The sequence below is a fragment of the Arthrobacter oryzae genome, from assembly GCF_037911235.1.
In the GTDB taxonomy this organism is placed as follows: Bacteria; Actinomycetota; Actinomycetes; order Actinomycetales; family Micrococcaceae; genus Arthrobacter; species Arthrobacter oryzae_E.
This window is the reverse complement of sequence record NZ_JBBLYW010000036.1, coordinates 24,586-50,837: the sequence shown is the minus strand read 5'-3', so window position 1 is coordinate 50,837 and position 26,252 is coordinate 24,586. Positions and strand designations below refer to the sequence as shown.

The window sequence follows — 26,252 nt, the reverse complement described above, 5'->3', positions numbered from 1 at the left end:
GGTCAGGCGGCGGTCTTACGGGCGGATGTCATGAGCTTCATCAGGCTTTCCTGGCTGGCTTCATCCTTGTTCAGGACGCCGGTGATGGCGCCTTCGAAGATGGTGTAGATACGGTCGGAGAGTCCCAGCAGCTCCGGCAATTCGGAGGAGATCACAATCACTCCCTTGCCCTGGTTGGCAAGCTGCTGGATGATGCCGTAGATCTCGTACTTGGCACCCACGTCAATGCCGCGGGTGGGCTCGTCGAGGATCAGCAGGTCCGGATCGGTGAACATCCATTTTGCGAGCACCACCTTCTGCTGGTTCCCGCCCGAGAGCTTGGCGACGCCTTCTTCCACTGAAGGGGTCTTGGTGCGCAGCGACTTGCGGTACTGTTCCGCGACTGTGAATTCCTTGTTGGGATCCACGACGTTGTGCTTGCTGATCTTCTTCAGGTTCGCCGCAACGGTAGTGGTCTTGATGTCATCCAGGAGGTTCAGTCCCAGCGACTTGCGGTCCTCGGTGACGTAGCCAAGCCCGGCATCGATCGCGTGGCGGACGGTGCGGAGGGTGATCTCTTTGCCGTCCTTGTAGATGTGCCCGGAAATGAACCGGCCGTAAGAGCGCCCGAACACGGAACGGGCCAGCTCGGTGCGGCCGGCGCCCATGAGTCCGGCGAAGCCGACAATCTCCCCGCGGCGGACGAAGAAGTTGGAACTCTTGCAGACCAGGCGGTCCTGGATCTGCGGGTGGCCCACGTTCCAGTCCTTGACCTCGAAGAACACCTCGCCGATCTTCGGTTCGTGGTCCGGGAAGCGCGATTCGAGCGTGCGGCCCACCATGCCCTTGATGATGCGGTCCTCGTCCACGCCGTCGGCCTTCACATCGAGGGTCTCGATGGACTTGCCGTCGCGGATGATGGTGATGGAGTCCGCGATCTGTTCGATCTCGTTGAGCTTGTGGGAAATGATGATGGACGTGATGCCGCGGCCCTTGAGCCCCAGCATGAGGTCCAGCAGGTGCTGGGAGTCGGACTCGTTCAGCGCAGCCGTGGGCTCGTCCAGGATCAGGAGCTTCACCGACTTGCTCAGCGCCTTCGCGATTTCCACGAGCTGCTGCTTGCCGACGCCGATTTCCTTGATGGCGGTGTCGGGATCCTCGCGCAGACCCACGCGGGCCAGCAGCTCCGTGGAACGCGTCCGGGCCTCGGCCCAGTCGATGATGCCGCGCTTGGTTGGCTCGTTGCCCAGGAAGATGTTCTCCATGATGGAGAGCTCCGGGATGAGTGCGAGTTCCTGGTGGATGATCACGATGCCGGCCTGCTCGCTGGCCCGGATGTCCCGGAACTGCTGGACCTCGTTCTGGTACACAATGTCGCCGTCGTAGGTTCCGTACGGGTACACACCGGACAGGACCTTCATGAGGGTGGACTTGCCGGCGCCGTTCTCACCGCAGATGGCGTGGATCTCGCCGGCCTTCACCCGCAGGCTCACCTCGGACAGAGCTTTAACGCCGGGAAATTCCTTGGTGATGGACCGCATCTCGAGAAGGATCGGATCACTTTGCGTGGTCTGGGACGTCATTTGCCCTTACGCCTCCAATGCATGACTTCGTTGTCCGCCCCGCAAACCGCAGGGCCGTCTGATGAAAAAGTAAACTGGATCACAGCCCTTGTCGTCAAGTCTTTAACGCAACAGCCAGATAACGAAAAGATTCAGGAGCGGCGGATTCCCGCATGCTGGAACACCAGCGCAGCCGCCCCAAGCGCTTCTGCCCGGTCCCCGAGCGAGGACATTGTCAGGGTTGTGGTTTCGCCGATGACCGGCACGGCGTGGCGCACCAGGCCCCGCCGGATGGGGTCCAGGAGCAGGTCGCCGAGCCCTGCCAGCGGACCGCCCACCACAATGACTTCGGGGTTGATGAGGTTGGCCACATTGCCCAGCGCCCTGCCCACGGCCAGGCCGGCGTCGTCGATCACACGCAGCGTGGCGGAGTCCCGCTCCAGCGCTTTGCGGACGATGTCCTCGGCGCTGAGCGGCTTCTCCTCGCCGCGGCCGAGGAGCTCAATCATGGTGGTGGTGGAAGCGATGGTTTCCAGGCACCCCCTGTTGCCGCAGCGGCAAATGAGGCCGTGTTCGTGGATTGTGGCGTGGCCGATTTCGCCGGTGATGCCCACGTTGCCGTAGTACGGGCCCCCGTTGAGGATCAGCCCGGCGCCGATGCCCGAGCCGATCTTCATGAACATCAGGTTGCTGATGCCGCTGTGGGGTCCCCAGGTGACCTCGGCGAGGGCGCCTAGATTGGCGTCGTTGTCAATGAAGACGGGAAAATTAAGGGTGTCTTCAAGGTACTGCAGGATGTTGATACCCACCCACTCGGGGAGGATCGCCCCCTGCGCCACGGTGCCCGTCCGGCGGTCGATGGGACCGGGGATTCCGACGCCGGCGCCGACGATGGCGCTGCGCTCCACGCCGCTTTCCTCCAGCAGTTTGGCAAGAAGTTCGACGGCGGCGCGAATGCCCTCGTCCGCGTGGTGGCCCAGCGGCAGCAGCACTGATTCCTCGGCGATGATGTGGTAGCTCAGCGTCGCGAGGACCACACGGAGGTGGCGGCGGCCGAAGTCGATCCCCACGGCTACGGCCCCGTTGCTGTTGAGCCGGACGTTAAGTGCCCGCCGGCCGGAACTGGTAATCGGTTCCGTGGAGGCCAGCCCGGCGTCCTGCATGATTTTGACGATGTTGGAGACCGTGGCTGTGGAAAGGCCGGTTTGCCGGGCGAGTTCAGCCTGGGTTGACGGGCCGTTCAGGAGGCACTCGATGATCCGTTGCTGGTTCAGGTGCCTCAAGGCGGACTGTGAACCAGGATTTTTGGTTCGGCTCCTCGTTGAGCGCGGTGATGAGGGCATGCAATGAAGCGTGCACCATCTGCACCGTTGTAGTCAAGAAGTTAACGCAAGGCATGATTTCGGGCCCCGCGCCGCACGCGCGGACGTTCCGCACTGCAGGGGCCGTTTTCCGGGTGGAAATGCACCTACGGCCCAGTCTGCACCTTGGCTACGCTGGGAGGAAGAGGCTGCAACAAGAGGCGGTCCGCGCTTCCCGCGGGCGTCCCGGAGACTATAGAGGTGGTAATGGTGCTGCTGGCACTCCTGCAGGCGAACGCCGCGGTACTTGATGTGGAAGCAAATTGCAGGGCAGTCGACGACGCCGCGCGGACCGCCGCGGCGGCCGGAGCCCGGGTGCTGCTTACCCCGGAACTGTTCCCGGTGGGGTACGCGCCGCTGCGGGTCCGGGCAGAACTGGATCCCGGTACGCTCCCGTCCATCCGGCAGGCCCTGGGTGACATTGCCCGGCGGAACAGCATAGCTCTCGTGTACAGCCTGCCCGCCGTTGCTCCAGACGGGCGCTGGCAGATCACCTCCACCCTGGTGGACCATGAGGGCGCCGAGCTGCTGAACTACGCCAAGGTGCACCTGTTTGGCGCGGAGGAGCGCCAGGCGTTCAGCCCGGCAGCGGAACCTCCCGCCGTCGTGGACTTCCTCGGGATCAAAACGTCCATGGTGATCTGTTACGACGTCGAATTTCCCGAGGCGGTGCGTGCCGCCGCGGTCCGCGGCGCCGAGCTCCTGCTGGTTCCCACGGCACTGTCCCAGGGGTTCGAATCCGTGCCCCAGGTCCTGTTGCGCGCCAGGGCGCTGGAAAGCCAGCTGACCGTGGCCTACGCCAACCACGCAGGGAAGGAGGACGGCTGTGAGTTCCTGGGCGGAAGCGTCATTGCCGGTCCCGACGGATCCCTGCTGGCCACGGCCGGAGGGGCGCCGGAACTGCTGTACGCCGAAGTGTCCGCGGCAAGTGCCCGCGAGGCGCGGGCGGAAGTGCCGTACGTCCGGGAGCGCCGGCCTGACCTCTACCGCGACTGGGAGCCGGGGGAGCCTGCCGCAGGCGGGGAGCCGTCCACGTACTGAAGGGCAAACCAGAGCTCGGCGCGCACCTGGGCCTGGTTGAGGTCAGTGTCCAGCAGCTCGGCCAGAGCGTTGACCTGACGGCGGACACTGTTGCGGTGCAGGCCCAGGGCCTTGGCCGTGGCATCCCAGCTCCCGTTCTCACCCAGCCAGGTCCGCAGCACGGCCAGCTGGGCGTCCCGCCGCTCGGGATCCTCCTGGCTGAGCACCGGTTCCAGCAGCCGGGCCGCCAGCATGGTCCCGGCTTCGCGACCGAGAAGCCCGGCCACGGACCAGGTCACCTCATCCACCCGGGCGCTACGGCCGGTTGCCTGTACCCGCGCACGCAGCGACGTCACCCGCCGGTACGCGGACGCCAGCTCTTGGAACTCCGCGGCATCCCCGATCACCAGCCGCCAGCCAAGTGCCTCCGTCTCGGCAAGCAGGGCGTCGTCAACCTTCAGGCGGGTAATGGCGGCAAAGCCGTAGTCGGTGATCTCCACCAGCTTGGTGTCGAACATCCGGCGCCACTGCAGCAGTTCCCGCACAGGACTGTCGGCGGCCCCGCCGGGTTCCGTCTTCACGCCCTGGACAACCCGCAGCGGGGCCGAGCGCGTAGAGGAAATGCTCTGTGCCAGGAGGTCCTTGAGCCCGTTGACGTGCTTCGTGCCACCCGAGGTGGCGCTGTCCGGGTGCAGCAGCAGCGCCGTCGCCAGCTGGCTCGGTGCCAGCGAGCCGCTGGTCCGCTGCCGCACCAGCAGTTCCAAGAGTCCCACCACGGAAGACACCACGCTGTTCTGCGCCGGGGTGAGGGGACCGCCGGATCCCAGGATCAGGGCGCCGAGGTTGGCATCCCGGGTGCTGCGGAGGGGATGGCCGAACACCATCGACGGACCCGGTTCCTCGAGCGACTCCATTTCCACCCGGGGGCCGCTGCCGGCCAGCAGCCTTTTCAGCAGCGGCTGCAGGACGGAAAGTTCGACGGCGCCGGGCGGGCTGGCGCTTCCAGCGGCCGACGACCGGGCGCGGACCCGGCCGTCGGCTCCGACGAGCAGTGCCCAGACCGGAACCCGCTGCACCAGCGCCGCGAGGAGCTCGTGTTCCGGCCTGGCTGAAAGGACCGCCCGCATCAGCTGCCGGTTGGTGTCGGCCAGCTGCCGGAACACCCTGGCGTTGTCCGATTCCAGAAGCTGCGAAAAGGCCAGCCCGATCGCCGCAAACGGAACAGTCTTGGGAAACTCCACCAGGGTCAGGTTCTGGCGCCGGCAGGCTGCGATCAGGGCCTCGGGAACAGATTCGAAGTACGGTTCCAGCCCGAACCCCAGGGCCCCCACGCCGGCGCCGACCAGCCGCTTTACGTAGGCCTCCACCTTTCCCGGGCTACCGCCGTCGCCGAGGAACGGCAGCCCCGCAGTGAGGATGAACTCGCCGTCCAGCAGGTAGGGCGTCGGATCCTCCAGCTCGCTCGGCTCCACCCAGCGGAGCGTGCCGGCGCCGTTGCCGCCGTCGTGGAGTATTTTCAGTTCCGGCGGCAGCTTCTGCAGGAACTGTTCCAGCGTGACAAAGCCGAGCCGCTCGGCGGCGGCTTCAGGCGCCAACGGGACCACCGGCCTCCTGGTAGTCCGGGCACTCGTAGGCCCGGGGCAGGCGCGGGGCGATCCGGTTGATGATCTCGTCGCCGTGGCTGCCGATCGCCGCGCCCCACTCATCGGCGCTCGCCGCCCCCGTGCGCGGATCGCCAAATAGCACGGCTGTGTCACCAACGGCGACGCCACTGGCATCCGGGCCCAGGTCCACCATGAACTGGTCCATGCAGACCTTGCCGATCACCGGGACCCGGCGGCCCCCCAAAAGGATCAGGCTGCGGCCGGAGATGCCTTTGGGGATCCCGTCCGCATAGCCCAGCGGGATCAGCCCCAGGTACCGCGGCTCGTGCGTGATGGCCTGGTGCTCGTAGCTCACTCCGGTTCCCGCGGGGACCTTCTTGACAAGCACCACGGGCGCGGTAACGGTCAGTGCTGGACGCAGGCCGAAGTCAGCCGGGGCCAGATGGTCCGCCGGGGCCAGCCCGTAGAAGGCCAGGCCGGCCCGCACCATGTCGAAGGCGAACTCGGGCCGGTCCAGGATGTTGGCGGAACTCGAGACGTGCCGGAGTGCCGGGTCAAGGCCAGCTGCCCGGGCCACGCGCACGGCCTCTTCGAAAGCGTCCACTGCCGCCAGGTTGGCGGGGTGCGCGGGAACGTCGGCCCAGGCCAGATGCGTCCAGACGCCCCGTACTGAGAGCGTGCCGTCGCGCTCTGATGCCCGTGCCGCGGCCACCAGTTCCGCCCAGTCCTCTGCCCGCGCTCCGCCGCGGCTCAGTCCGGTGTCCAGTTCAAGATGGACGACGGCGGGGCGGCCCAGCGGGCGGGCGATGCCGGCCACGACGTCCAGCTGGGCGACGCTGCCCAGCGAGACATCGACGTCGTACTCCAACGCCTCCCGGATGGTCCCGCTGGAGGCGGCAGCGAGGTAAAGCCACGACAAAACCGGAGCCGTGATGCCTGCCCGGCGCAGTGCGATCGCCTCGTGGAGCTGCGCCGTCCCCAGCCAGTCCGCGCCCGCGGACAGTGCCGTCCGGGCGACGTCCACGAGCCCGTGGCCGTATGCATTGCCCTTCACCACAGCCATGAAGTGGGGTGCCGCTGAACGCTCCCGGAGCGTCCGGATGTTGTCCGAAATTGCGGACAAGTCAACGCTGACCTGCCCGGAAAGCGCCGCATTCCGTGACGTTTCATTGTGTGCATTAAGTCTCATGCCAGAACACTATAGGGCATTTTGCACAACGGTGAGAGGTGGCTCACAAACCTAAGCTGGACCAGGGGAAAGCCGATAACTACTCACGAACGGACGTCAATGATGACTGTGCCTACACTCACCGGCCGGCCGCCGGCAGCTGCCCGCCGTCCGGGCCTGGCCGCGCAACTGCTCCGCCGCAAGCCGATTGGCCAGATGGTCAGCGAGGCCGATAACGGCCACGGCGGGACCAAGCTGGTCCGGAGCTTCGGCGTCCTGCAGCTGACCATGATCAGCGTGGGCGCCACGCTGGGAACCGGCATCCTGGTCATCCTCGGCGAATCGGTGCCCCTGGCCGGTCCCGCCATCTGGATTTCGTTCGCCATCGCCGGCCTGGCAGCCCTGCTCTCCGCCGTCTCCTACGCCGAAATGGCCGGCCTGGTCCCGGTGGCAGGTTCCAGCTACTCCTACACGTACGCCACCATGGGCGAGGGCATGGCGTGGATCTGCGGCTGGTGCCTGGTGCTGGAATACGCGGTGTCAGTGGCCGCTGTGGCCGTCGGTGCGGGCCAGTACGTCAACGAGACCCTGGCGGTCTTCGGGCAGGTCCTGCCGGACTCCGTTTCGCAGCCGCCCGGTGACGGCGGCATCATGAACATCCCTGCCATGGTCATCGTGGTCCTCGCCACCATCCTGCTGGTCCGCGGAGCGAGGGAGAGCGCCTGGATCAACACCGCGATCGTGGTTATCAAGGTAGGCATCCTCCTCTTCTTCTGCGCAGTGGCCTTCACGGCCTTCAACGCCGGCAACTTCGAGCCGCTCCTGCCGATGGGCGCCGCCGGTGTCTCGGCCGCCGCGTCCACGGTGTTCTTTTCCTACATCGGCTTCGACGCCGCCTCCACCGCCGGTGAGGAAGCGCGCAACCCCAAGCGCGACCTGCCGCGCGCCATCATGCTCTCCATGGTGATCGTCACCACCATCTACGTCCTCGTGGCGGTCGCCGCCATCGGCGCCCGCCCCTGGGGCTGGTTCGACGGCACCGAGGCCGCCCTGGTGAAAATCCTCGAAGAAACCACCGGTCAGCCCTGGATCGCGCTGGTGTTCGCCGTCGGCGCCGTCCTGGCCATTGCCAGCATCGTCCTGACCGTCCTCTACGGCCAGACCCGCATCCTGCTCTCCATGTCCCGCGACGGACTCATCCCCAGGATCTTCGGCCGCGTTTCTTCCCGCACCGGCACCCCGGTGGCCGGGACCGTGATCGTGGGCGTCCTCGTGGCCCTCACTGCCGGGCTGGTCCCGCTGGGCGACCTGGCGGACGCCACCAGCATCGGAACGCTGTTCGCCTTTGCCCTGGTCAACGTGGCCGTCATCTACCTGCGCCGCAACCGCCCCGAACTCAAGCGCACCTTCCGCGTGCCGCTGTTCCCGCTGACCCCCATCCTCGGTGCCCTCATGTGCGCCTACCTCATGGCCAACCTCGGCGCCGACACCTGGGCGGTGTTCGGCATCTGGATGCTTGTGGGACTCGCCGCCTACTTCGGCTACGGCCGCAAGCACTCCAGGGTGGCGGCACTGGGCCACGAGGAATACCGTGAACTGACCGGGCGCGAAACTTCAACACTGTCCACCCCCGAACCGACGAAGGCAGACCTTTCATGACCATCGCCACCGAACTGCCGGCCAACGACCCCGCTGCGGCGCCCGGCCGCCAGCCTGCCGCAACTCCGGGCGCGGCAGCCGATGCCCCCATCACCATGCTGAACCCGGACTTCCCCTTCAGCTATGACCACTACCTTGCCCACCCGGACGGCCTCGGCTCCGTCCCGCCCGAGCTGTACGGGACCGAAGTGGCAGTGGTTGGCGCAGGCCTGTCCGGGCTGGTCACGGCCTACGAACTGATGAAGCTGGGCCTCCGTCCGGTCATGTACGAAGCGGACCAGATCGGCGGCCGGCTGCGGACCGCCAGCTTCCCCTCAGCTCCCGGCGTGGTGGCCGACCTCGGCGGCATGCGGTTCCCGGTGTCCGGCAAGGCGTTCTACCACTACGTGGACCTGCTGGGCCTGCAGACCCAGGAGTTCCCGAACCCGCTGGCTCCCGCCACTTCCAGCACCGTAATTGAGCTCGCCGGCCAGAAGCACTATGCCAGCACGCCGGCGGATCTGCCGCCGTTCTTCCGCGAAGTGGCGGACGCCTGGAAGGCCGCAGTGAACGATGGCGCCATGTTCAGCGAGATGCAGGACGCCATCAGGGAGCGGGACACGGCCAGGATCAAGGAGATCTGGAACGAACTCCTGCCGCTGATGGACGAACAGACGTTCTACGGCTTCATCGCAGCCAGCGAGTCGTTCAAGGAAGCGGGCTTCGCGCACCGTGAGGCGTTCGGGCAGGTGGGTTTCGGCACCGGCGGCTGGGATACCGACTTCCCCAACTCCATCCTTGAAATCCTGCGCGTCGTATATACCGACGCCGATGACCAGCACCGACTCATTGCCGGGGGAGCGCAACGGCTCCCCGAGGCACTGTGGCAGCACGCGCCGTCGGGCATGGCCCACTGGCCGGAAGGGACGTCCCTGGCGTCGCTGCATTCAGGTTCCCCGCGCGGCGCGGTGGACCGCATCAGCCGGGACGCCAACGGCGACCTCCGCCTCCGCGAACGCTGGGGGCGGGAGGCGAGCTATCCCGCCGTCGTCACCACTTGCCAGTCCTGGCTGCTGTCCACCCGGATCCACACCGAGGAAGCGCTGTTCCCGGCGGAGCTGTGGACGGCCATCGAGCGCTCGCACTACATGCAGTCGTCCAAGACCTTCGTCATGGTGGACCGCCCGTTCTGGAAGGACACCGACCCGGCCACCGGCCGTGACGTCCTGTCCATGACGCTGACGGACCGGCTGAACCGTGCCACCTACCTGCTGGACGACGGGCCGGACAAGCCCGCGGTGATCCTGCTCTCCTACACCTGGAACGACGACGCCCTGAAGTGGCTGGCGCTCGACGCCGACCAGCGGGTGGAGCTCATGCTCCACTCCCTGGAGCAGATCTACCCGGGAGTGGACATCGCCAGCCACATCATCGGCCAGCCCATCACGGTGTCCTGGGAGGCTGACCCCAACTTCATGGGCGCCTTCAAGGCGAACCTGCCCGGGCACTACCGGTACCAGCAGCGGCTGTTCACGCACTTCAAGCAGGACAAACTGCCGGAGGCCCAGCGCGGAATCTTCCTGGCGGGCGACGACGTGTCCTTCACTGCCGGCTGGGCCGAGGGTGCGGTCACCACCGGCCTCAACGCGGTGTGGGGTGTGGTGAACCACCTCGGCGGGCACTCTGCTGCGGGGAACCCGGGCCCGGGCGAGCTGCTGGACGCGCTGGGGCCGATCAGCCTGGACTGACGGTCGGCTTACCCGGCGTGCATCTCCCGGTGCGCCTGCGCGAGCTCGCGGTAGTGGGCAGCGTTGCGCTTGACGCCGTCGAACTCCTCGTCGGTGAGTTCGCGCCGGACCTTGGCCGGAACGCCGGCCACCAGGGAGCGCGGCGGAATCACCGTGCCTTCAAGGACGACGGCGCCGGCCGCTACCAGCGAGCCGGCGCCGATCACCGCACCGTTCAGGATGGTGGCGCTCATGCCGATGAGGCAGTCGTCCTCAACAGTGCAGCCGTGCACGACGGCGCTGTGCCCCACGCTGACGCGGGCCCCGACGCTGCAGGGGAAGCCCGGGTCCGCGTGCAGCACCACGTTGTCCTGCAGGTTGCTGCCCTCGCCCACGGTGATGGCGGCGGTGTCGGCACGCACTGAGACGCCGTAGAACGCGCTGGCGTCCGCGGCGAGGGTGGCGTTGCCGATCACGGACGCGCTGGGGGCCACGAAGACTGAAGGATGGACATCCGGGCTGGTGCCGGCAAAAGGATAAAGAGGAGCCATGAGCCCAGCCTAGGAGTTTTTGTCCAGATAACGTGCCCAAAACCGTCGTCAGGGGCGGTTATCTGGACAAAAACTCCGCGGTCGGCTTCAGCGGGCCATCGGACGCCGGTCAGGCAGGCGGACTTTGTGCCTAGTGACGCCGCCGACGTGCCCCACTAACATGGGGCCCATGGAACTTCGGGGTTTTGGCCCTCAAGGGCTTCAGCTGCAAGGACTTCACCTGCGGAAGGATGGAGGGGGCGGCCCCGGCCGGTTCCGCCGGCTGATGCGGCGGATTGAGGAGCTCGAGGCCCTTGACCCGGCCGTCCGTGCGGCCGAGCCGCCGGCTGGCCGCCTGGTCCACAACAGGCGTCTTCGCAGCTTCCTGCACGGCGATGCAACCGGAATACCTCTGCATGGCGTCCTGACTGATGCACCCTTCGGAGCGTGGTTCATGGCCATGTACCTGGACCTGTATTCCGACCCCGGGACGCAGCGGGCGGCCACGCGCCTGATAGGCCTTGGCGTCATCACCGCCGTGCCCACCGCGTTATCGGGCTGGGCCGAGTGGGCTTTGGCCGGCCGGGGAACGAAGCGGGTCGGCATCGTCCATGCGGGGCTGAATGGCGCGGCCGTGTTGATCTTTGCCGGATCCTGGGCTGCGCGGCAACGGGGCCGGCACAGCCTCGGCGTCGGGCTGGCACGGGCCGGGGGTCTCGTCTTGATTGCGAGCGCTTTCCTTGGCGGATATATGGGGAGTGCCCGCCGGGGTATCTAGACCCTCCCCGCTTCCCCAGCTGACTCGCACTTAACGTCGTCATTCGCCGATTTCGCGACGTTAAGTGCCAGTCAGTTGGGTTCGGGCGGGGGAGTGCGGAGGACCAAGAACTGGTAGTGCTGCGTCCAGTGGCCCGCGCCGGGTCCGGATTCCGCCCCCGTGCCTTCCGGCCACGTGACGAACTCCTCGATCTCGCCGTGCCGGCCGAAGATCCGCCGGAGCGCCGCATCGCTGCGCCGGCTGAAAAAGCGCGGCGGCTGGATCTTGTCTTCGGGGTTGATTACCTCTACATCGTCCCCGGACCAGAGCCCGACGGCGATCGGCGCACCCGGCGCCGTCACTCGCACGAGTTCACGGACGACGTCGTCGATGTCGCTGTTGGGGATGTGCAGCAGGGTGCTCATGGTCCACAGCGCCGGGAAGGCGCCGTCGGCGAACGGCAGGTTCCTCGCGCTGGCAACCGAGACATTGAGCCCCCTGGCCGTGGCCAGCCGCACGTGCTCTTCGGAGAGGTCCACTCCGGTGTAATGGATGCCGGCCTGGACGAACTTCAGCGCGTCGAGCCCCGGGCCGGAGCCGATCTCCAGCACGGCGTGCCTTCCCTCGGCCTTTAGCCGGGCAATGAACCGCTCCCGCATGTGCACACGCTGCGGGGTGAGCGGATGCGCCGGATGGAGGACGGCGCGCTGGTTGTAGAAAGCGGCCACCCTGTCCTCGCCGCTGTGCCTCTGCAGAGCAGGGTCCTCCCCGGCCGGCCCCACGTCCTGCCCGCCCGTGCCCGAACCCTAGTTGAAGACGACGGTGCGGTTGCCGTCCAGCAGCACGCGGTGCTCGGCGTGCCACTGGACGGCCTGGGCCAGGGTGCGGCCTTCCACGTCGCGGCCCATCTGCACGAACTGCTCGGCCGTGCGGCGGTGGTCCACCCGGATGACTTCCTGCTCGATGATGGGCCCCTCATCCAGGGCAGCAGTGACGTAGTGCGCCGTGGCGCCGATCAGCTTCACGCCACGCGCATGGGCCTGGTGGTACGGCTTCGCACCCTTGAAGGACGGCAGGAACGAATGGTGGATGTTGATGGCCTTGCCGGTGAGTTCGGTGCACAGCTCGTTGGACAGGATCTGCATGTAGCGGGCCAGGACGGTCAGCTCAATGTCTTCCTCCGCAATGATCTTCCGCAGTTCGTCCTCGGCCTGGACTTTGGTGTCCGCGGTGACCGGGATGTAGTGGAACGGAATGCCGTAGAACTCCGCCAGACCGGCCAGTTCCTGGTGGTTGGACACGATGGCGGGGACCTCGATGGGCAGCGTTCCGGAGCGCTGCAGGAACAGGAGATCGTTGAGGCAGTGGGCGGACCTGCTTGCCATCAGCAGGGTGCGGACTTTCCGGCCCGCGGAGTCCAGGCTCCACTGCATGCCGAAGGCCTCCGCCACCGGCTCCAGCGCAGCGACGACGTCTGCCTGCGAAGCCGCTGTGGTGGCCTCAACCCGCATGAAGAACGTGCCGGTGTCCTGGCTTCCGTACTGCTGCGAGTCCGTAATATTGCAGCCGGCCACGAGCAGCGCTCCTGCTACGGCGTGCACGATGCCGGGCCGGTCCGGGCAGGAGAGGGTCAGTACATAGGCGGAGGTCAGCTGGTCTTCAGTCACGAAGAACAGCCTACCTGCGCGGGAGGCTGTGCTTTCAGCGGGATCCGGAAAGGTTTTGGTAGTCTTAACCGGTCGCAACTGGCGTTGGATGGCTAACCATCAGGGAGCGGCACTTACGAAGACCACGGATCGTACGCCTGGGCCGAGGGTCATGTTTTGCCGGCCGGCAGTTTAACCGCTGCCGATTCCTACTGTTGTGCCCCTGACTCAGGGCTTGCCCGGAACCAAGGGCTTTCCCGTAATCAAGGGGCAGGGCAACGTCACAGCCGGTAGCCTGACCTTTAGCAGCGCCCATCCCTAGCCAGGAGTTCTTCGTGACCACTTCACCGACTTCCGTCAGCACTTCCTCCACCGTCAGTAACCTGCCGCTGGCTGAGCTCGACCCTGAGATCGCCGCCGTACTGGACCAGGAGCTTGGCCGCCAGCGCGGCACCCTGGAAATGATCGCCTCCGAAAACTTCGCCCCGCGCGCCGTCATGGAAGCCCAGGGCTCCGTCCTGACAAACAAGTACGCCGAGGGCTACCCGGGCCGCCGCTACTACGGCGGCTGCGAATACGTGGACATCGCCGAGCAGCTGGCGATCGACCGCGTCAAGGACCTGTTCGGCGCCGAGTACGCCAACGTCCAGCCGCACTCCGGTGCCCAGGCCAACGCCGCAGCGCTCTCCGCCATGATCACCCCCGGCGACAAGATCCTGGGTCTCTCCCTGGCCCATGGCGGCCATCTGACGCACGGCATGAAGCTGAACTTCTCCGGCAAGCTCTACCAGGTTGCCGCCTACCAGGTGGAGCAGGACAACTTCCGCGTCGACATGGACAAGCTCCGCGAGCAGGCCATCGCCGAAAAGCCCCAGGTGATCATCGCCGGCTGGTCCGCCTACCCTCGCCACCTGGACTTCGCAGCCTTCCGCTCCATCGCCGATGAAGTGGGTGCCCTCCTCTGGACGGACATGGCGCACTTCGCCGGCCTCGTGGCCGCGGGCCTGCACCCGAGCCCGGTGCCGCACTCCGACGTCGTCACCTCCACCGTGCACAAGACCCTCGCCGGTCCCCGCTCCGGTGTGATCCTGGCCAAGCAGGAGTGGGCCAAGAAGCTCAACTCCAACGTCTTCCCGGGCCAGCAGGGCGGACCGCTCATGCACGTCATCGCCGCCAAGGCCGTTGCCTTCAAGATCGCCGGCACCGCTGAATTCAAGGAGCGCCAGGAGCGCGTCCTCGAAGGCGCCAAGATCATCGCCGACCGCCTGAACCAGGCCGACGTCGCAGAAGCCGGCGTCTCGGTACTCACCGGCGGCACCGACGTGCACCTGGTCCTGGTCGACCTGCGCAACTCGCAGCTGGACGGCCAGCAGGCCGAGGACCTCCTGCACTCCGTGGGCATCACCGTGAACCGCAACGCCGTTCCGTTCGACCCCCGCCCGCCGATGGTCACCTCCGGCCTCCGGATCGGTACCCCGGCCCTTGCCACCCGCGGCTTCGGCGCCGAGGAATTCACTGAGGTAGCGGAGATCATCGCCACCGCGCTGAAGGCCGGCAACAGCGCGGACGTGGAGTCCCTGCAGGCCCGCGTGGACAAGCTCGCCGCAGACTTCCCGCTGTACCCGCAGCACGAGCAGTGGTGATCCATGACTGAGATGACCAAGACCGCGCGGATCCTTGACGGCAAGGCAGCAGCTGCAGCCATCAAGTCCGAACTGACCGAACGCGTGGCCGCGCTTAAGGACAAGGGTGTCACTCCCGGCATTGCAACTGTGCTGGTGGGTGCAGACCCCGCTTCGCAGCTGTACGTGTCCATGAAGCACAAGCAGTCCGAGCAGATCGGGATGAATTCGATCCAGCGGGAGCTGCCGGCGGACGCCACGCAGGCACAGGTTGAGGCCCTTATTGACGAGCTCAATGCGGACCCCGCCTGCCACGGGTACATCGTGCAGCTGCCGCTGCCGAAGCACCTGGACACGGACGCCATCCTGGAGCGCATCGACCCCGCCAAGGACGCGGACGGCCTGCACCCCACCAACCTTGGCCGGCTGGTGCTGAACGTCAACGGGGAGATCACCTCGCCGCTGCCGTGCACGCCCCGCGGTGTCATCGAGCTCCTGGAGCGCAACGGCTTCAGCCTCGACGGCAAGCATGTGGTGGTGGTGGGCCGCGGCGTCACGATCGGCCGCTCGATCGGACTGCTGCTCACGCGGCGGGCTGTGAATGCCACCGTGACCCTGACCCACACCGGCACCAGGAACCTTTCGGAACTGCTCCGGCAGGCTGACGTGATTGTGGGCGCCGCGGGCGTGAAGCACATCGTTAAGGCCGCGGACGTGAAGCCGGGTGCGGCCCTGCTTGACGTCGGTGTCACCCGCGAAACCGACCCCGAGACGGGCAAGAGCAAGGTCTATGGCGACATCGACCCCGCCGCTGCCGAGGTAGCCGGCTGGATTTCGCCGAACCCCGGGGGCGTCGGTCCCATGACCGTGGCGCTGCTCATGACCAACGTGGTTGAAGCCGCTGAACGCCAGTTGGCAGCGAAAGGCCACGCAGGCTGAGTGCCTGCTGACTGAACACGCCGCAGGGCGCCTGCTCCCGATGGGAGGGGGCGCCCTGCGGCTTTTAACCCGGATCCCTGCCGGCAGCACGGGGCCCCGCGCCGGGCCAAACACATCGAATGGATTTTTTGATTTCCAACTCTTTCTTTGTTCGAACGTGAGTACTAACGTGGTGTGGGTGCCTGAACTTGTGTCCAACGACGAACTGTCAAGCAACCCATCCCGCACCCCAACCCAGGGCGACCAGATGCAATACGTCATCACCGCCGAGAACCTCACCAAGACGTACGGCGACGTCACCGCCGTCGACGGCATTTCCTTCAGCGTTCCGGCAGGTGAAGCCTTCGGCCTGCTTGGCCCCAACGGGGCGGGCAAGTCCACCACGATGAAGATGATCGGCGGCGTCTCCCAGCGCACTTCCGGAAGCCTGTCCATCATGGGGCTGGATCCCGAAAGCCACGGCCCCGAAGTCCGCGCGCACCTCGGCGTCGTGCCGCAGCAGGACAACCTCGACGAGGAACTCAGGGTCCGCGACAACCTGCTGGTCTACGGCCGCTACTTCGGACTGCCCATGAGCTACCTGCGGCCCAAGGCTGATGAGCTGCTGGAGTTCGCCCAGCTGACGGACAAGGCGAAATCCAAGGTGGATGCACTCTCCGGCGGCATGAAGCGGCGGCTGACCATTGCGCGCTCGCTGATCAACGAACCCCGGATCCTGCTGCTGGACGAGCCCACCACCGGCCTGGACCCGCAGGCGCGGCACATCCTCTGGGACAGGCTTTTCCGGCTCAAGGAGCAGGGCGTGACGCTTATCCTGACCACGCACTACATGGATGAGGCGGAGCAGCTGTGCGACCGCCTCATTGTGGTGGACAAGGGCCGGATCATGGCCGAAGGCTCACCTTCCAGCCTCATCCGCGAATACTCCACGCGGGAAGTCCTGGAACTGCGCTTCGGTTCGGAACGCAACGCCACCATCGGTGCTGAGCTCGAGGGGATCGGCGAGCGGCTGGAGACGCTCCCGGACCGCGTGCTGATTTACGCGCACGACGGCGAGGCGGCACTTGAGCAGGTGTCCGCCCGCGGACTGCGTCCGCTCACGTCACTGGTCCGCCGGTCATCCCTGGAGGACGTCTTCCTCCGCCTCACGGGCAGGAGCCTCGTTGACTGAGCAACCCGCGCCTTCCGTGGCGGACGGCCGCGGACCTGCAGTGCCGGCTGTGCTGCGCGCCCACTCACCTGCCGTGTCAGCGGCCCGCGCCCGCCGCTGGGGATCCTTCTATTACGCAGAACAGGTCCTCCGCGTGATGAAGAGCTACGGCTGGACCATCGTGATGTACGGCGTGGGCCAGCCGGTGGCGTACCTGTTCGCCATGGGGGTGGGCCTGGCCACGCTCGTGGACACGAGCGGCGGGGGAGTGTTTGGCGGCGTTAGCTACCTCGCCTTCATCGCCCCGGCCCTGCTGATCTCTGCGGCCGTTATGACCGCGGCCAACGAATTCACGTTCCCGGTCATGGACGGTTTCAAGTGGCGGCGGGTGTACTACGGGCCGCATGCGTCCCCGCTCACGCCTGAACAGATCGCCGCAGGCCACATCATGGCCGTGACCCTGCGGTTCCTGCTGCAGTCCGCCATCTACTTCGCGGTGGTGGCGCTCTTTGGTGCGTCACCCAGCGGCTGGGGCTGGGTATCCGTCCTGGTCGCTACGCTCGCCGGGCTCTCCTTCGGCCTGCCGCTGATGGCCTATGCCGCCTCCATCAAGGATGACAAGGGCCAGTTCGCCATGGTGATGAGGTTCATTGTGACTCCCTTGTTCCTGTTCTCCGGAACGTTCTTCCCGCTCGATACGCTGCCGCTGGTAGTGCGGTGGATCGGCTGGATATCGCCGATCTGGCACGGCACCGAACTGGGCCGTGTTTTCAGCTACGGCTATGAGGAGCCGCCGCTGCTGACCATCCTGCATCTCGTCTTCCTGGTGGGCCTCGCCGTGGCGGGCTGGTTACTCACCAAGCGCCAGTTCGTCAGGAGGCTGGGCCAATGAGCACACTCACCGAAGGCCACAGCGTCACCGAGGCGGCACGGAACCGCCACTTCGGCCCGATGTACTCACGAAACGTCAAAGCAGTCATTGCCCGCGGGCTCATGGCCACCAAGAGCAGCAACTGGATGGTGATGCTCTCCGGCTTCTTCGAGCCCGTGCTGTACCTGATCTCCATGGGCGTGGGCCTGGGTGCCATCGTGGGGGCGGTGCAGGGTCCGGGCGGCCAGGAAATCAGCTATGCCGCCTACATCGCGCCGGCGCTCCTGGCCGTGTCTGCGATGAACGGCGCCGTGTACGACTCCACGTGGAACGTCTTCTTCAAGATGAACTTCGCCAAGCTGTACCAGGGCATGCTGTACACCTCCCTGGGCCCGCTGGACGTGGCCATGGGGGAGATCTTCCTGGCCCTGCTGCGGGGCCTGATGTACGCCACAGGATTTACCGCCGTGATGGGCGTCATGGGGCTGATCACCACACCCTGGGCCATTCTCATGATTCCCGCCTCGGTGCTGATCGCCTTCGGTTTTGCGAGCTTCGGCATGGGGATCACCAGTTTCATGAAGACGTTCCAGCAGATGGACTGGATCAACTTCGTGATGTTGCCGATGTTCCTCTTCAGCGCCACGTTCTACCCGCTGAGCGTGTACCCGCAGTACATCCAGTGGCTCATCCAGGCCATGCCGCTTTGGCACGGCGTGGAGCTGCTCCGGCAGATCAGCGTGGGTATCTTCAGCCCTGCCACCGCCGTCCACATCGCGTATTACCTCGTCATGATCGTCCTGGGCGTCATGCTCACGGCCGGGCGCCTGCGCAAGCTGTTCCTGAAGTAGCGTTCGCCCGGGGTGGAAGCGTCCATTTTCCTGCTCCGGCGTTTGAGACAATGGAGCCATGCGAACTTTGGGTAACCCTCACTCTGCGTCCAACCCGGCCAAGGGCGGGTTCTCCATGCTGCGAATCAGCGGCCCGGGAATGATGCTGTTTGTCATCGCCTTCGTGGTGGCCGTCATCTTCGCCGCCAACCAGAACGACGTCGTCGGCTGGGTTGTGGCGGTCATCGCCGGCTTCTGGCTCGCGCTGGCAGCGTTCGTCGTCTTCAGTATCCAGAAGGCGGCCAAGAAGGCGACCGCGAAGCTGAACGAGGCACAAAACGCCTTCAACGCCGCGACCGGCCGCGCGCCGTCGCCGGGCAGTGCCGACCACGGCGGTACCCGCCTGGTCCGGTCGCGCAACGAAGCCGAGGAAGTCCGGGACATGAAGCTGGACCACTCCTTCAAGATCGTGCAGGTGCAGGTTCGCGTCGTCGAGCAGGAACGGGCCAAGGGCGCTGCCTCGGACCAGGACACCATCCGCCGCGCACTGGAAACCATCGAGATCACGGCCACCAACGCCCGGGACATGATCAAGTCCTCCGGCGGTGCTGACGAACCTGTCAGCGGAACCATCATCGACTAGAGTGGAGCGGGTGAGCTCGGCATTGGAGAAGGACCACCTTCGCATCGCATCAGTCAACGTCAACGGCCTCCGCGCTGCCTACCGGAACGGCATGGCAGAGTGGCTGGAGCCCCGCGAGGTGGACATTCTGTGCCTGCAGGAGGTCAGGGCGCCGGACAAGATCGTCCGTGAACTCCTGGGCGAGGGCTGGTTCATCCTGCACGAGGAAGCCGAGGCCAAGGGCCGCGCCGGCGTTGCCATTGCCTCCCGCGAGGAGCCGCTGGCAACACGGTCCCACATCGGTGATGACTACTTTGCCACGGCCGGGCGCTGGGTCGAAGCGGACTTCCGCGTCCGGGATGCCGCCGGTGCAGCCACCCAGCTGACCGTGGTGAGTGCCTACGTTCACTCCGGGGAGGCCGGGACCCCCAAGCAGGACGACAAGTTCCGCTTCCTGGATGTCATGACGCGCCGCCTTCCTGAGCTGGCCAAGCACAGCGACCATGCCCTGGTGGTGGGTGACCTCAACGTCGGCCACACGGAGCTGGACATCAAGAACTGGAAGGGAAACGTGAAGCGCGCCGGATTCCTTCCTGAGGAACGCGCGTACTTTGACCGCTTCTTTGGCGAAGAGATCGGATGGAGGGATGTCCACAGGGGCCTGGCGGGAAACGTCAACGGCCCCTACACCTGGTGGTCCCAGCGCGGCAAGGCCTTTGACACCGACACAGGCTGGCGCATCGACTACCACATGGCCACCCCCGCCCTCGCTGCCGCGGCTTTTTCGGCAGTGGTGGACCGGGCACAGTCATGGGACACCCGCTTCTCCGACCACGCACCGCTGGTAGTGGATTACCAGCTCTAAGCCCGAAGGTTTTTCTCACAATGACTAGCTCGACTTCTCCGGTGACCAAGAAACGCATCCTCTCGGGTGCCAAGCCCACAGCGGACTCGCTGCACCTGGGCAACTACATTGGCGCCGTCCGCAACTGGGTTGACATGCAGGCGGAATACGATGCCGTGTTCTTTATCCCGGACCTCCATGCCATCACCGTGGATTTCGAACCCGCCGAGCTGGCCAAGCGCACCCGCGTGGTTGCCGCCCAGTACATCGCGGCAGGCATCGACCCGGACAAGAGCATCTTCTTCGTCCAGTCCCATGTCCCCGAACATGCCCAGCTCGCCTGGGCGCTGAACTGCATCACCGGGTTCGGCGAGGCCTCCCGCATGACCCAGTTCAAGGACAAGACGCAGAAGTCGGGGACAGACGCCGCAACGCTCGGCCTGTTCGCCTACCCCACCCTGATGGCCGCGGACATTTTGCTGTACCAGACGGACCTCGTCCCGGTGGGCGAGGACCAGCGGCAGCACCTGGAACTGACCCGGAACCTGGCCCAGCGTTTCAACACCCGCTTTGGCCACACGTTCACAGTGCCTGAGGCCACGATCCTCAAGGCAACGGCCAAGATCTACGACCTCCAGAGCCCGACGGCCAAGATGTCGAAGACAGGCGGATCGCCGCACGGTTCCATCCAGCTCCTGGAAGACCCCAAGCTCGCAGCGAAGCGGATCAAGTCCGCAGTGACTGACACCGGCACGGAGATCCGTTTCGACGCCGAAGCCAAGCCGGGGGTTTCCAACCTGCTCACCATTTATTCAACGCTCACCGGGAAATCAGTGTCCGAGCTTGAGACGGAATACCAGGGCAAGATGTACGGCCACCTCAAAAAGGATCTCGCGGACGTCATGGTGGACTTCATCACGCCCCTCCGGGACCGGACCAACGAACTGATGGCGGATCCGGCGGAGCTGGACCGGCTGCTGGCCCAGGGCGCGGAACGGGCCCGGGAAATCGCCTCCGTGACGCTCGGCCAGGTCTATGAGCGCATGGGCTTCCTGCCGTCCCTCAGCCTCGCAGGAGTCCGCTAGCCCCATGTCATCCGCCAGCAAAGTCACTGCCAACGAAAAGTCCCCTGCGTACCGCGGAGAGGGAAAATTCGTAGACGCCGATGATGAGGCTGCCATGGGCCGGGGCACTGTCCCGCGCAAGCGCCGGGCGCGGACCGACGAGATGAGCGTTGGCGTCATCCTGGGTTTCCCCCCGGACATTGCCGAAGAACTTCAGCGCTGGCGGGCGTCCTTCGGCGACCCCATGGCCGGCGTCATTCCCGCACACATCACGCTGGTGACCACCACTCCCACCAAGGACTGGGAAGCCACCCGAAACCACGTCCGCGAAATAGCACGCCGGCAGGAGCCCTTTACGGTGACCATCGCAGGGACGGGCTCGTTCCGGCCCGTTTCCCCGGTGGTCTTCCTGAACGTCGAAGACGGTTTCCGCCACTGCGTAAACCTGCACGAACAGCTGCAGACCGGGCCGTTGGAACGGGAACTGCCGTTTGCCTACCACCCGCATGTGACGATTGCCCACGATGTGGCACCGGAGAGCCTGGATGAGGCCGAAACGGTGCTGAAGGATTACCGGGCCACGTTCCCTGTGGTTAGCATGGGGCTGTACGAGCACGACATCAATGGCATTTGGCAGCTACGGGAAGAGCTCGACTTTGGCATCGAAACTGACCACCCCCGGGGCGCGTCCGGCTGAGACGGCGCAAACGGCGCAGACCGGGGAAAATACTCCGCTGCCTACGGAGCGCGCCCGGCTGAAGCTGGAAGTGAGCCGCAAGAAGGTTGAGTGGAGCAAGGCCCGCAGGTCGGGCGGCGGCACCGTGCCAGGACTGCTGGCCATGTTCCAGTGGCTGCTGGCGCGGCTGAACGCCTTCCGTCCCATGCGCGCGTTCCAGCACTACAACCTGCAGCACGGGCCGCTGATGGCCGCCGGCATCGGCTTCAGGATGTTCTTCTCCATCACGGGTCTGCTGGCTACCGGGTTCTCCCTGGCTGCGCTTTTCCTGAGCGGACAGCCTGCGCTGCTGGACCAGATCATCAAGAGCGTGGCCCTGACCGCGCCCGGCCTCTTAAAGGTCGACGGCGGCGAGGGTCTGGTGGACCCGCAGGGCCTGCTAAATCCCGCCGGTCTCGGCTGGACCGCCGTGATCGCCGCTGCAGTGACGGTTTTCACGGCCCTGGGCTGGATCAGCGGCATCCGCGACGGTGTGCGGGGCATGATGCGGCTCGGTCCGCGTGGGATTAACCCGGTCCTGCAAATACTGCGGGACGCCGGCATCTTGCTGCTGCTGGGTGTCGCCCTGGTGCTCAGTGCCGGTGCCTCTTTGATTTTCGGTACCGCTGCCGGGTGGGTCACCGAGCAGCTGCGGCTGGATCCGGTGATGGCCTGGCCGCTGACCACGTCCATCAAGATCGGCGTGCCACTGGCGCTGGGCTGGGTGACGGCGGTCATCATGTTCCGGCTGGCGGCAGGGCTGAAACTTACCCGGCGGGCACTGCTGGAAGGAACCATCCTGTCAGCGGTGGGAACAACTGTGCTCCAGATCTTCAGCACGGAGCTGCTGGCCAACGCCGGCCGCAACCCCATCCTGGCTCCGTTCGCCATCATCATCGGGCTGCTCATCTGGTTCAACCTGGTCAGCCAGGTCTACCTGGTCTCAGCGGCGTGGTCCGTCGTCCGCGAAGAGGACCTGAAGAATGCCCCGGCCGCCAAAGCGACCGGCTGGGGTTCGCGCCAGGTCCAGCCGGGAAAGACGCCGGTGGAGCGGGAACGGCAGCCACTGCGGGAACGGCCGCCTGCTACCGTCCGGCGTCGAGGTACTGATCGGCCCACGCGGAAATAATTTTTGCGGCCCGGGCGGCCTGGCCCTTGCCGGTCAGCAGGTGGTCGCTGCCTTCCAGGGAGACGAAGCTGCGCGGGTGCCGTGCGGTCTGGAAGATGGTGCTGGCGTTCTCGATCCCCACAGTGTTGTCCGTGGGGGAGTGCAGCACCATCAGGGGTTTGTGCAGCTGCCTGATGCAGTCGGTCAGGTCCGCATTCTCCAGGTCCTCGACAAAGTGCCGGCGGATCTCCACGCGCTTTCCGCCAAGGTCAACCTCGGCGCTGCCTTCGCTCAGGATCCGGTCCAGGGCCGCGTCAAAGACATGGGCCACGTGCTTGGGCGAGAACGGCGCTCCCACGGTGGCAACGGCGTCGAGCTCCGGGATCTCTTTTGCTGCCGCCAGGACGGCTGCGCCGCCGAATGAATGTCCCACCAGCAGGGAGATCGGTTTGCCTTCGTCCCGCATGAACTGTGCGGCCCTGACGGTGTCCGCCACTTTATGGCTGAAGGAGCCTTCGGACCAGTAACCGGCTGATTCGCCGAGTCCCAGGTTGTCGAACCGCAGCATTCCCACACCGTTGTCCGCCAGCGCCTTGCACATCCGCGACGCCGAAGGACTGTCCTTGCCCAGGGTGAACCCGTGCGAGAACACGCCCCAGCCCTTCACGGGGCCTTCCGGCACGTCGATGATGCCGGAGAGCAGTTCGCCGGTGGATCCTTCGAAGCTGACTTTTTCGGAGCGGGACATGGGGTGCCTTTTCGTTGGGTTTCGTTAAGTGCCGCAGAACGACGACGGCGCCCCCACCTTTAAGGTGAGAGGCGCCGTCGGCCGTTACATCCGTTTGAAAAAACGGTGCTAGATCTTGCGGGAGAGGATTGCCTGCTTGACCTCGGCAATGGCCTGCGTGACCTGGATGCCGCGGGGGCATGCTTCGGTGCAGTTGAAGGTGGTGCGGCAGCGCCACACGCCTTCCTTGTCGTTGAGGATCTCCAGGCGCATGTCGCCGGCGTCATCTCGGGAATCGAAGATGAAGCGGTGGGCGTTCACGATCGCCGCCGGGCCGAAGTACTGGCCGTCGGTCCAGAAGACCGGGCAGGAGGACGTGCACGCCGCGCACAGGATGCACTTGGTGGTGTCGTCGAAGCGCTCACGGTCCTCGGCGGACTGCAGGCGTTCCTTGGTCGGCTCGTGGCCCTTGTTGATAAGGAACGGCATGACCTCACGGAAGGACTGGAAGAACGGCTCCATGTCCACGATCAGGTCCTTCTCCACCGGCAGGCCCTTGATGGGTTCCACGGTGATGGGCTTGGTCGTGTCCAGGTCCTTCAGCAGGGTCTTGCACGCGAGGCGGTTGCGGCCGTTGATGCGCATGGCATCGGAACCGCAGACGCCGTGCGCGCAGGACCGGCGGAAGGAGACGCTGCCGTCGATTTCCCACTTGACCTTGTGCAGGGCATCCAGCACTCGGTCGGTGCCGTACATGGTCACCTTGAAGTCATCCCAGGTGGCGTCCTCGGACACCTCGGGGTTGTAGCGGCGCACCCTCAGGGTGACGTCGAATGTCGGGATCTCTCCGCCGCCTCCGATGTGTGCGGGGAGTTCGATCTTTGAGGCTGGCTCAGCAAGTTCGGCGGACATCTTAGTACTTCCTCACCATCGGCTCGTAGCGGGTAAAGACAACCGGTTTGGTGGCCAGGCGGATGCCGGCAGTAACTGCAGCGTCCGCCGCAACCGATCCGTCAGCCGGGGCGTGGTCGTCCTTGTACGCCATGGAGTGCTTCATGAATTTTTCGTCGTCACGTTCCGGGAAGTCCTCGCGGAAGTGGCCGCCGCGGGATTCCTCGCGGTGCAGTGCGGCCACGGTCATGACCTTGGCCAGTTCCAGCAGGAAGCCCAGCTCAACGGCCTCGAGGAGGTCCAGGTTGAAGCGCTTGCCCTTGTCCTGGACACTGATGTTCTTGTACCGGGCCTCGAAGGACTCGATGTCCCGGAGGACCTGGTTCAGCGTGTCAGCCGTGCGGAACACCTGCATGTTGGCGTCCATGGTGTCCTGGAGTTCCTTGCGGATCACGGCCACCTTCTCGTCGCCGGTGCCGTTGCGGGCGATGTCCAGCAGTTCGATGGTGTAGGCCTCCGGGTCCGCCGGAAGGTCCACGAAGTCAGCCGTCTTGGCGTACTCCGCTGCGGCGATGCCGGCGCGCTTGCCGAACACGTTGATGTCCAGCAGCGAGTTGGTGCCCAGGCGGTTGGAGCCGTGGACCGAAACGCAGGCCACTTCACCGGCAGCGTACAGCCCCGGCACCACGGTGTCGTTGTCCTGCAGGACCTCGGTGGTGATGTTGGTGGGGATGCCGCCCATGGCGTAGTGCGCCGTCGGGAAGACCGGAACCGGTTCCGTGTACGGCTCAACACCAAGGTAGGTGCGGGCGAACTCGGTGATGTCCGGAAGCTTCGCATCGATGTGCGCGGGCTCGAGGTGGGTCAGGTCAAGGAGCACGTAGTCCTTGTTCGGGCCACAGCCGCGGCCTTCGCGGACTTCGTTGGCCATGGAGCGGGCCACGATGTCGCGGGGCGCGAGGTCCTTGATGGTGGGGGCGTAGCGCTCCATGAAGCGCTCACCTTCGGAGTTGCGCAGAATGGCGCCCTCGCCGCGGGCGGCTTCCGAGAGCAGGATGCCCAGGCCGGCAAGGCCGGTCGGGTGGAACTGGAAGAACTCCATGTCTTCCAGGGGGATTCCGCGGCGGAAGGCGATGCCCATGCCGTCACCGGTGAGGGTGTGGGCGTTGGAGGTGGTCTTGAAGACCTTGCCGGCACCGCCCGAAGCGAACACGACGGACTTGGCCTGGAAAACGTGCAGTTCACCGGAGGCGAGGTCGTAGGACACGACGCCGGCAACACGCTTCTGCTTGTACGGCGTGCCGTCTTCGCGGACTGCGTCCTCTTCGACCGTCAGGAGGTCCAGGACGTAGTACTCGTTGTAGAACTCAACGTTGTGCTTGACGCAGTTTTGGTACAGCGTCTGCAGGATCATGTGGCCCGTGCGGTCAGCGGCGTAGCAGGCCCGGCGAACGGGAGCCTTGCCATGGTCACGGGTGTGGCCGCCGAAGCGGCGCTGGTCAATCCGTCCTTCCGGCGTGCGGTTGAACGGCAGACCCATCTTTTCCAGGTCCAGCACAGCGTCGATGGCTTCCTTCGCCATGACCTCGGCTGCGTCCTGGTCCACCAGGTAGTCGCCGCCCTTAATGGTGTCGAATGTGTGCCACTCCCAGTTGTCTTCCTCGACATTGGCCAGTGCCGCACACATGCCACCCTGCGCCGCACCGGTGTGCGAGCGGGTGGGGTAGAGCTTGGTCAGTACTGCTGTGCGCGCGCGCTGACCGGATTCGATCGCGGCGCGCATGCCAGCGCCACCGGCACCGACGATGACGACGTCGTACTTATGGACCTGCATACCAGACGCTCTTTCTCTCAAAATTCGCTATAAAACCACGGGC

General features: G+C 65.7%; 24 protein-coding genes. 14 read left to right on the top strand and 10 right to left on the bottom strand.

The genetic code is table 11. The annotated features are described in order from the left end of the window. Positions 1-2 precede the first annotated feature (2 nt). Both mmsA and WMN78_RS10675 read right to left on the bottom strand, forming a co-directional pair. Complete coding sequence (gene mmsA, locus WMN78_RS10680) at positions 3-1,562, bottom strand: multiple monosaccharide ABC transporter ATP-binding protein (RefSeq protein ID WP_340533722.1); 1,560 nt, start codon at positions 1,560-1,562, stop codon at positions 3-5. A 131-nt stretch (positions 1,563-1,693) separates the two neighbouring features. Continuing rightward, positions 1,694-2,884, bottom strand: a complete 1,191-nt coding sequence (locus tag WMN78_RS10675; RefSeq protein ID WP_340533721.1) for an ROK family transcriptional regulator — start codon at positions 2,882-2,884, stop codon at positions 1,694-1,696. Between the two features lie 225 nt (positions 2,885-3,109). Here WMN78_RS10675 and WMN78_RS10670 point away from each other — a divergent pair, with 225 nt between their 5' ends. Then, positions 3,110-3,943, top strand: a complete 834-nt coding sequence (locus WMN78_RS10670; RefSeq protein ID WP_340533720.1) for a nitrilase-related carbon-nitrogen hydrolase — start codon at positions 3,110-3,112, stop codon at positions 3,941-3,943. On the opposite strand, the gene WMN78_RS10665 is transcribed toward WMN78_RS10670, so the two are convergent. After that, complete coding sequence (locus WMN78_RS10665; RefSeq protein ID WP_340533760.1) at positions 3,886-5,517, bottom strand: PucR family transcriptional regulator; 1,632 nt, start codon at positions 5,515-5,517, stop codon at positions 3,886-3,888. The genes WMN78_RS10670 and WMN78_RS10665 overlap by 58 nt on opposite strands. After that, entirely contained in the window at positions 5,507-6,715 is a 1,209-nt protein-coding gene (gene alr, locus WMN78_RS10660) for an alanine racemase (protein WP_340533719.1), read from the bottom strand. Before alr ends, WMN78_RS10665 begins: the two co-directional genes overlap by 11 nt. Before the next feature lie 102 nt (positions 6,716-6,817). Between alr and WMN78_RS10655 the strand changes: the two genes are divergently transcribed. Continuing rightward, a complete protein-coding gene (locus tag WMN78_RS10655; protein ID WP_340533718.1) occupies positions 6,818-8,353 on the top strand; it encodes an amino acid permease in 1,536 nt (511 codons plus the stop codon). Beyond that, positions 8,350-10,080 (top strand): flavin monoamine oxidase family protein, encoded by a 1,731-nt coding sequence (locus WMN78_RS10650; protein ID WP_340533717.1) that lies wholly within the window; start codon positions 8,350-8,352, stop codon positions 10,078-10,080. Before WMN78_RS10655 ends, WMN78_RS10650 begins: the two co-directional genes overlap by 4 nt. 8 nt (positions 10,081-10,088) lie before the next feature. Here the strand turns inward: WMN78_RS10650 and WMN78_RS10645 are convergent, their stop codons facing one another. Then, the gene (locus WMN78_RS10645) at positions 10,089-10,610 is read right to left on the bottom strand and encodes a gamma carbonic anhydrase family protein (RefSeq protein WP_340533716.1); all 522 of its coding nucleotides are present in this window, start codon (positions 10,608-10,610) and stop codon (positions 10,089-10,091) included. 169 nt (positions 10,611-10,779) lie between these two features. Here WMN78_RS10645 and WMN78_RS10640 point away from each other — a divergent pair, with 169 nt between their 5' ends. After that, the gene (locus WMN78_RS10640) at positions 10,780-11,367 is read left to right on the top strand and encodes a DUF2231 domain-containing protein (protein WP_340533715.1); all 588 of its coding nucleotides are present in this window, start codon (positions 10,780-10,782) and stop codon (positions 11,365-11,367) included. A 71-nt stretch (positions 11,368-11,438) separates the two neighbouring features. Here WMN78_RS10640 and WMN78_RS10635 read toward each other — a convergent pair whose 3' ends face one another. Both WMN78_RS10635 and purU read right to left on the bottom strand, forming a co-directional pair. After that, positions 11,439-12,074: a class I SAM-dependent methyltransferase gene (locus WMN78_RS10635; RefSeq protein WP_340533714.1), complete on the bottom strand. Its 636-nt coding sequence runs from the start codon at positions 12,072-12,074 to the stop codon at positions 11,439-11,441. 78 nt (positions 12,075-12,152) lie between these two features. Further along, on the bottom strand, positions 12,153-13,013 hold the full coding sequence (gene purU, locus WMN78_RS10630) for a formyltetrahydrofolate deformylase (RefSeq protein ID WP_340533713.1): 861 nt from the start codon (positions 13,011-13,013) through the stop codon (positions 12,153-12,155). Between the two features lie 314 nt (positions 13,014-13,327). Here purU and glyA point away from each other — a divergent pair, with 314 nt between their 5' ends. The 10 genes from glyA to WMN78_RS10580 all read left to right on the top strand — a co-directional run bounded on the left by glyA (position 13,328) and on the right by WMN78_RS10580 (position 22,778). Next, complete coding sequence (gene glyA, locus WMN78_RS10625) at positions 13,328-14,635, top strand: serine hydroxymethyltransferase (protein ID WP_340533712.1); 1,308 nt, start codon at positions 13,328-13,330, stop codon at positions 14,633-14,635. 3 nt (positions 14,636-14,638) lie between these two features. Continuing rightward, positions 14,639-15,553, top strand: coding sequence for a bifunctional methylenetetrahydrofolate dehydrogenase/methenyltetrahydrofolate cyclohydrolase (locus tag WMN78_RS10620; RefSeq protein ID WP_340533711.1), 915 nt, complete (start codon positions 14,639-14,641; stop codon positions 15,551-15,553). Positions 15,554-15,800: 247 nt separating this feature from the next. Beyond that, complete coding sequence (locus tag WMN78_RS10615; RefSeq protein WP_340533759.1) at positions 15,801-16,724, top strand: ABC transporter ATP-binding protein; 924 nt, start codon at positions 15,801-15,803, stop codon at positions 16,722-16,724. After that, positions 16,717-17,595, top strand: coding sequence for an ABC transporter permease (locus WMN78_RS10610; protein ID WP_340533710.1), 879 nt, complete (start codon positions 16,717-16,719; stop codon positions 17,593-17,595). The genes WMN78_RS10615 and WMN78_RS10610 overlap by 8 nt, the downstream gene beginning before the upstream one ends. Then, complete coding sequence (locus WMN78_RS10605; RefSeq protein ID WP_340533709.1) at positions 17,592-18,425, top strand: ABC transporter permease; 834 nt, start codon at positions 17,592-17,594, stop codon at positions 18,423-18,425. Before WMN78_RS10610 ends, WMN78_RS10605 begins: the two co-directional genes overlap by 4 nt. Before the next feature lie 58 nt (positions 18,426-18,483). Further along, a complete protein-coding gene (locus tag WMN78_RS10600; RefSeq protein WP_340533708.1) occupies positions 18,484-19,047 on the top strand; it encodes a hypothetical protein in 564 nt (187 codons plus the stop codon). A 10-nt stretch (positions 19,048-19,057) separates the two neighbouring features. Next, positions 19,058-19,891, top strand: coding sequence for an exodeoxyribonuclease III (locus WMN78_RS10595; RefSeq protein WP_340533707.1), 834 nt, complete (start codon positions 19,058-19,060; stop codon positions 19,889-19,891). Positions 19,892-19,911: 20 nt separating this feature from the next. Next, on the top strand, positions 19,912-20,955 hold the full coding sequence (gene trpS / locus WMN78_RS10590; protein ID WP_340533706.1) for a tryptophan--tRNA ligase: 1,044 nt from the start codon (positions 19,912-19,914) through the stop codon (positions 20,953-20,955). Positions 20,956-21,049: 94 nt separating this feature from the next. Further along, complete coding sequence (locus tag WMN78_RS10585) at positions 21,050-21,631, top strand: 2'-5' RNA ligase family protein (protein ID WP_340533758.1); 582 nt, start codon at positions 21,050-21,052, stop codon at positions 21,629-21,631. Continuing rightward, on the top strand, positions 21,591-22,778 hold the full coding sequence (locus WMN78_RS10580; protein ID WP_340533705.1) for a YihY/virulence factor BrkB family protein: 1,188 nt from the start codon (positions 21,591-21,593) through the stop codon (positions 22,776-22,778). Before WMN78_RS10585 ends, WMN78_RS10580 begins: the two co-directional genes overlap by 41 nt. On the opposite strand, the gene WMN78_RS10575 is transcribed toward WMN78_RS10580, so the two are convergent. The 3 genes from WMN78_RS10575 to sdhA form a co-directional block, all read right to left on the bottom strand. Then, positions 22,735-23,505, bottom strand: coding sequence for an alpha/beta hydrolase (locus tag WMN78_RS10575; RefSeq protein WP_340533704.1), 771 nt, complete (start codon positions 23,503-23,505; stop codon positions 22,735-22,737). The two genes, WMN78_RS10580 and WMN78_RS10575, sit on opposite strands and share 44 nt — an antisense overlap. Positions 23,506-23,613: 108 nt before the next feature. Further along, entirely contained in the window at positions 23,614-24,396 is a 783-nt protein-coding gene (locus WMN78_RS10570; protein ID WP_028270493.1) for a succinate dehydrogenase iron-sulfur subunit, read from the bottom strand. A gap of 1 nt (position 24,397) precedes the next feature. Then, positions 24,398-26,209, bottom strand: a complete 1,812-nt coding sequence (gene sdhA / locus WMN78_RS10565; RefSeq protein ID WP_340533703.1) for a succinate dehydrogenase flavoprotein subunit — start codon at positions 26,207-26,209, stop codon at positions 24,398-24,400. Between the last annotated feature and the right edge of the window lie 43 nt (positions 26,210-26,252).

What these genes read in the sequence shown, in the direction of transcription:
- mmsA (WP_340533722.1), bottom strand. Translation starts at nt 1,562, where the DNA reads ATGACGTCCCAGACCACGCAAAGTGATCCGATCCTTCTCGAGATGCGG.
- WMN78_RS10675 (WP_340533721.1), bottom strand. Translation starts at nt 2,884, where the DNA reads ATGCCCTCATCACCGCGCTCAACGAGGAGCCGAACCAAAAATCCTGGT.
- WMN78_RS10670 (WP_340533720.1), top strand. Translation starts at nt 3,110, where the DNA reads ATGGTGCTGCTGGCACTCCTGCAGGCGAACGCCGCGGTACTTGATGTG.
- alr (WP_340533719.1), bottom strand. Translation starts at nt 6,715, where the DNA reads ATGAGACTTAATGCACACAATGAAACGTCACGGAATGCGGCGCTTTCC.
- WMN78_RS10655 (WP_340533718.1), top strand. Translation starts at nt 6,818, where the DNA reads ATGACTGTGCCTACACTCACCGGCCGGCCGCCGGCAGCTGCCCGCCGT.
- WMN78_RS10650 (WP_340533717.1), top strand. Translation starts at nt 8,350, where the DNA reads ATGACCATCGCCACCGAACTGCCGGCCAACGACCCCGCTGCGGCGCCC.
- WMN78_RS10645 (WP_340533716.1), bottom strand. Translation starts at nt 10,610, where the DNA reads ATGGCTCCTCTTTATCCTTTTGCCGGCACCAGCCCGGATGTCCATCCT.
- WMN78_RS10640 (WP_340533715.1), top strand. Translation starts at nt 10,780, where the DNA reads ATGGAACTTCGGGGTTTTGGCCCTCAAGGGCTTCAGCTGCAAGGACTT.
- WMN78_RS10620 (WP_340533711.1), top strand. Translation starts at nt 14,639, where the DNA reads ATGACTGAGATGACCAAGACCGCGCGGATCCTTGACGGCAAGGCAGCA.
- WMN78_RS10615 (WP_340533759.1), top strand. Translation starts at nt 15,801, where the DNA reads ATGCAATACGTCATCACCGCCGAGAACCTCACCAAGACGTACGGCGAC.
- WMN78_RS10605 (WP_340533709.1), top strand. Translation starts at nt 17,592, where the DNA reads ATGAGCACACTCACCGAAGGCCACAGCGTCACCGAGGCGGCACGGAAC.
- WMN78_RS10600 (WP_340533708.1), top strand. Translation starts at nt 18,484, where the DNA reads ATGCGAACTTTGGGTAACCCTCACTCTGCGTCCAACCCGGCCAAGGGC.
- trpS (WP_340533706.1), top strand. Translation starts at nt 19,912, where the DNA reads ATGACTAGCTCGACTTCTCCGGTGACCAAGAAACGCATCCTCTCGGGT.
- WMN78_RS10585 (WP_340533758.1), top strand. Translation starts at nt 21,050, where the DNA reads ATGGGCCGGGGCACTGTCCCGCGCAAGCGCCGGGCGCGGACCGACGAG.
- WMN78_RS10575 (WP_340533704.1), bottom strand. Translation starts at nt 23,505, where the DNA reads ATGTCCCGCTCCGAAAAAGTCAGCTTCGAAGGATCCACCGGCGAACTG.
- WMN78_RS10570 (WP_028270493.1), bottom strand. Translation starts at nt 24,396, where the DNA reads ATGTCCGCCGAACTTGCTGAGCCAGCCTCAAAGATCGAACTCCCCGCA.
- sdhA (WP_340533703.1), bottom strand. Translation starts at nt 26,209, where the DNA reads ATGCAGGTCCATAAGTACGACGTCGTCATCGTCGGTGCCGGTGGCGCT.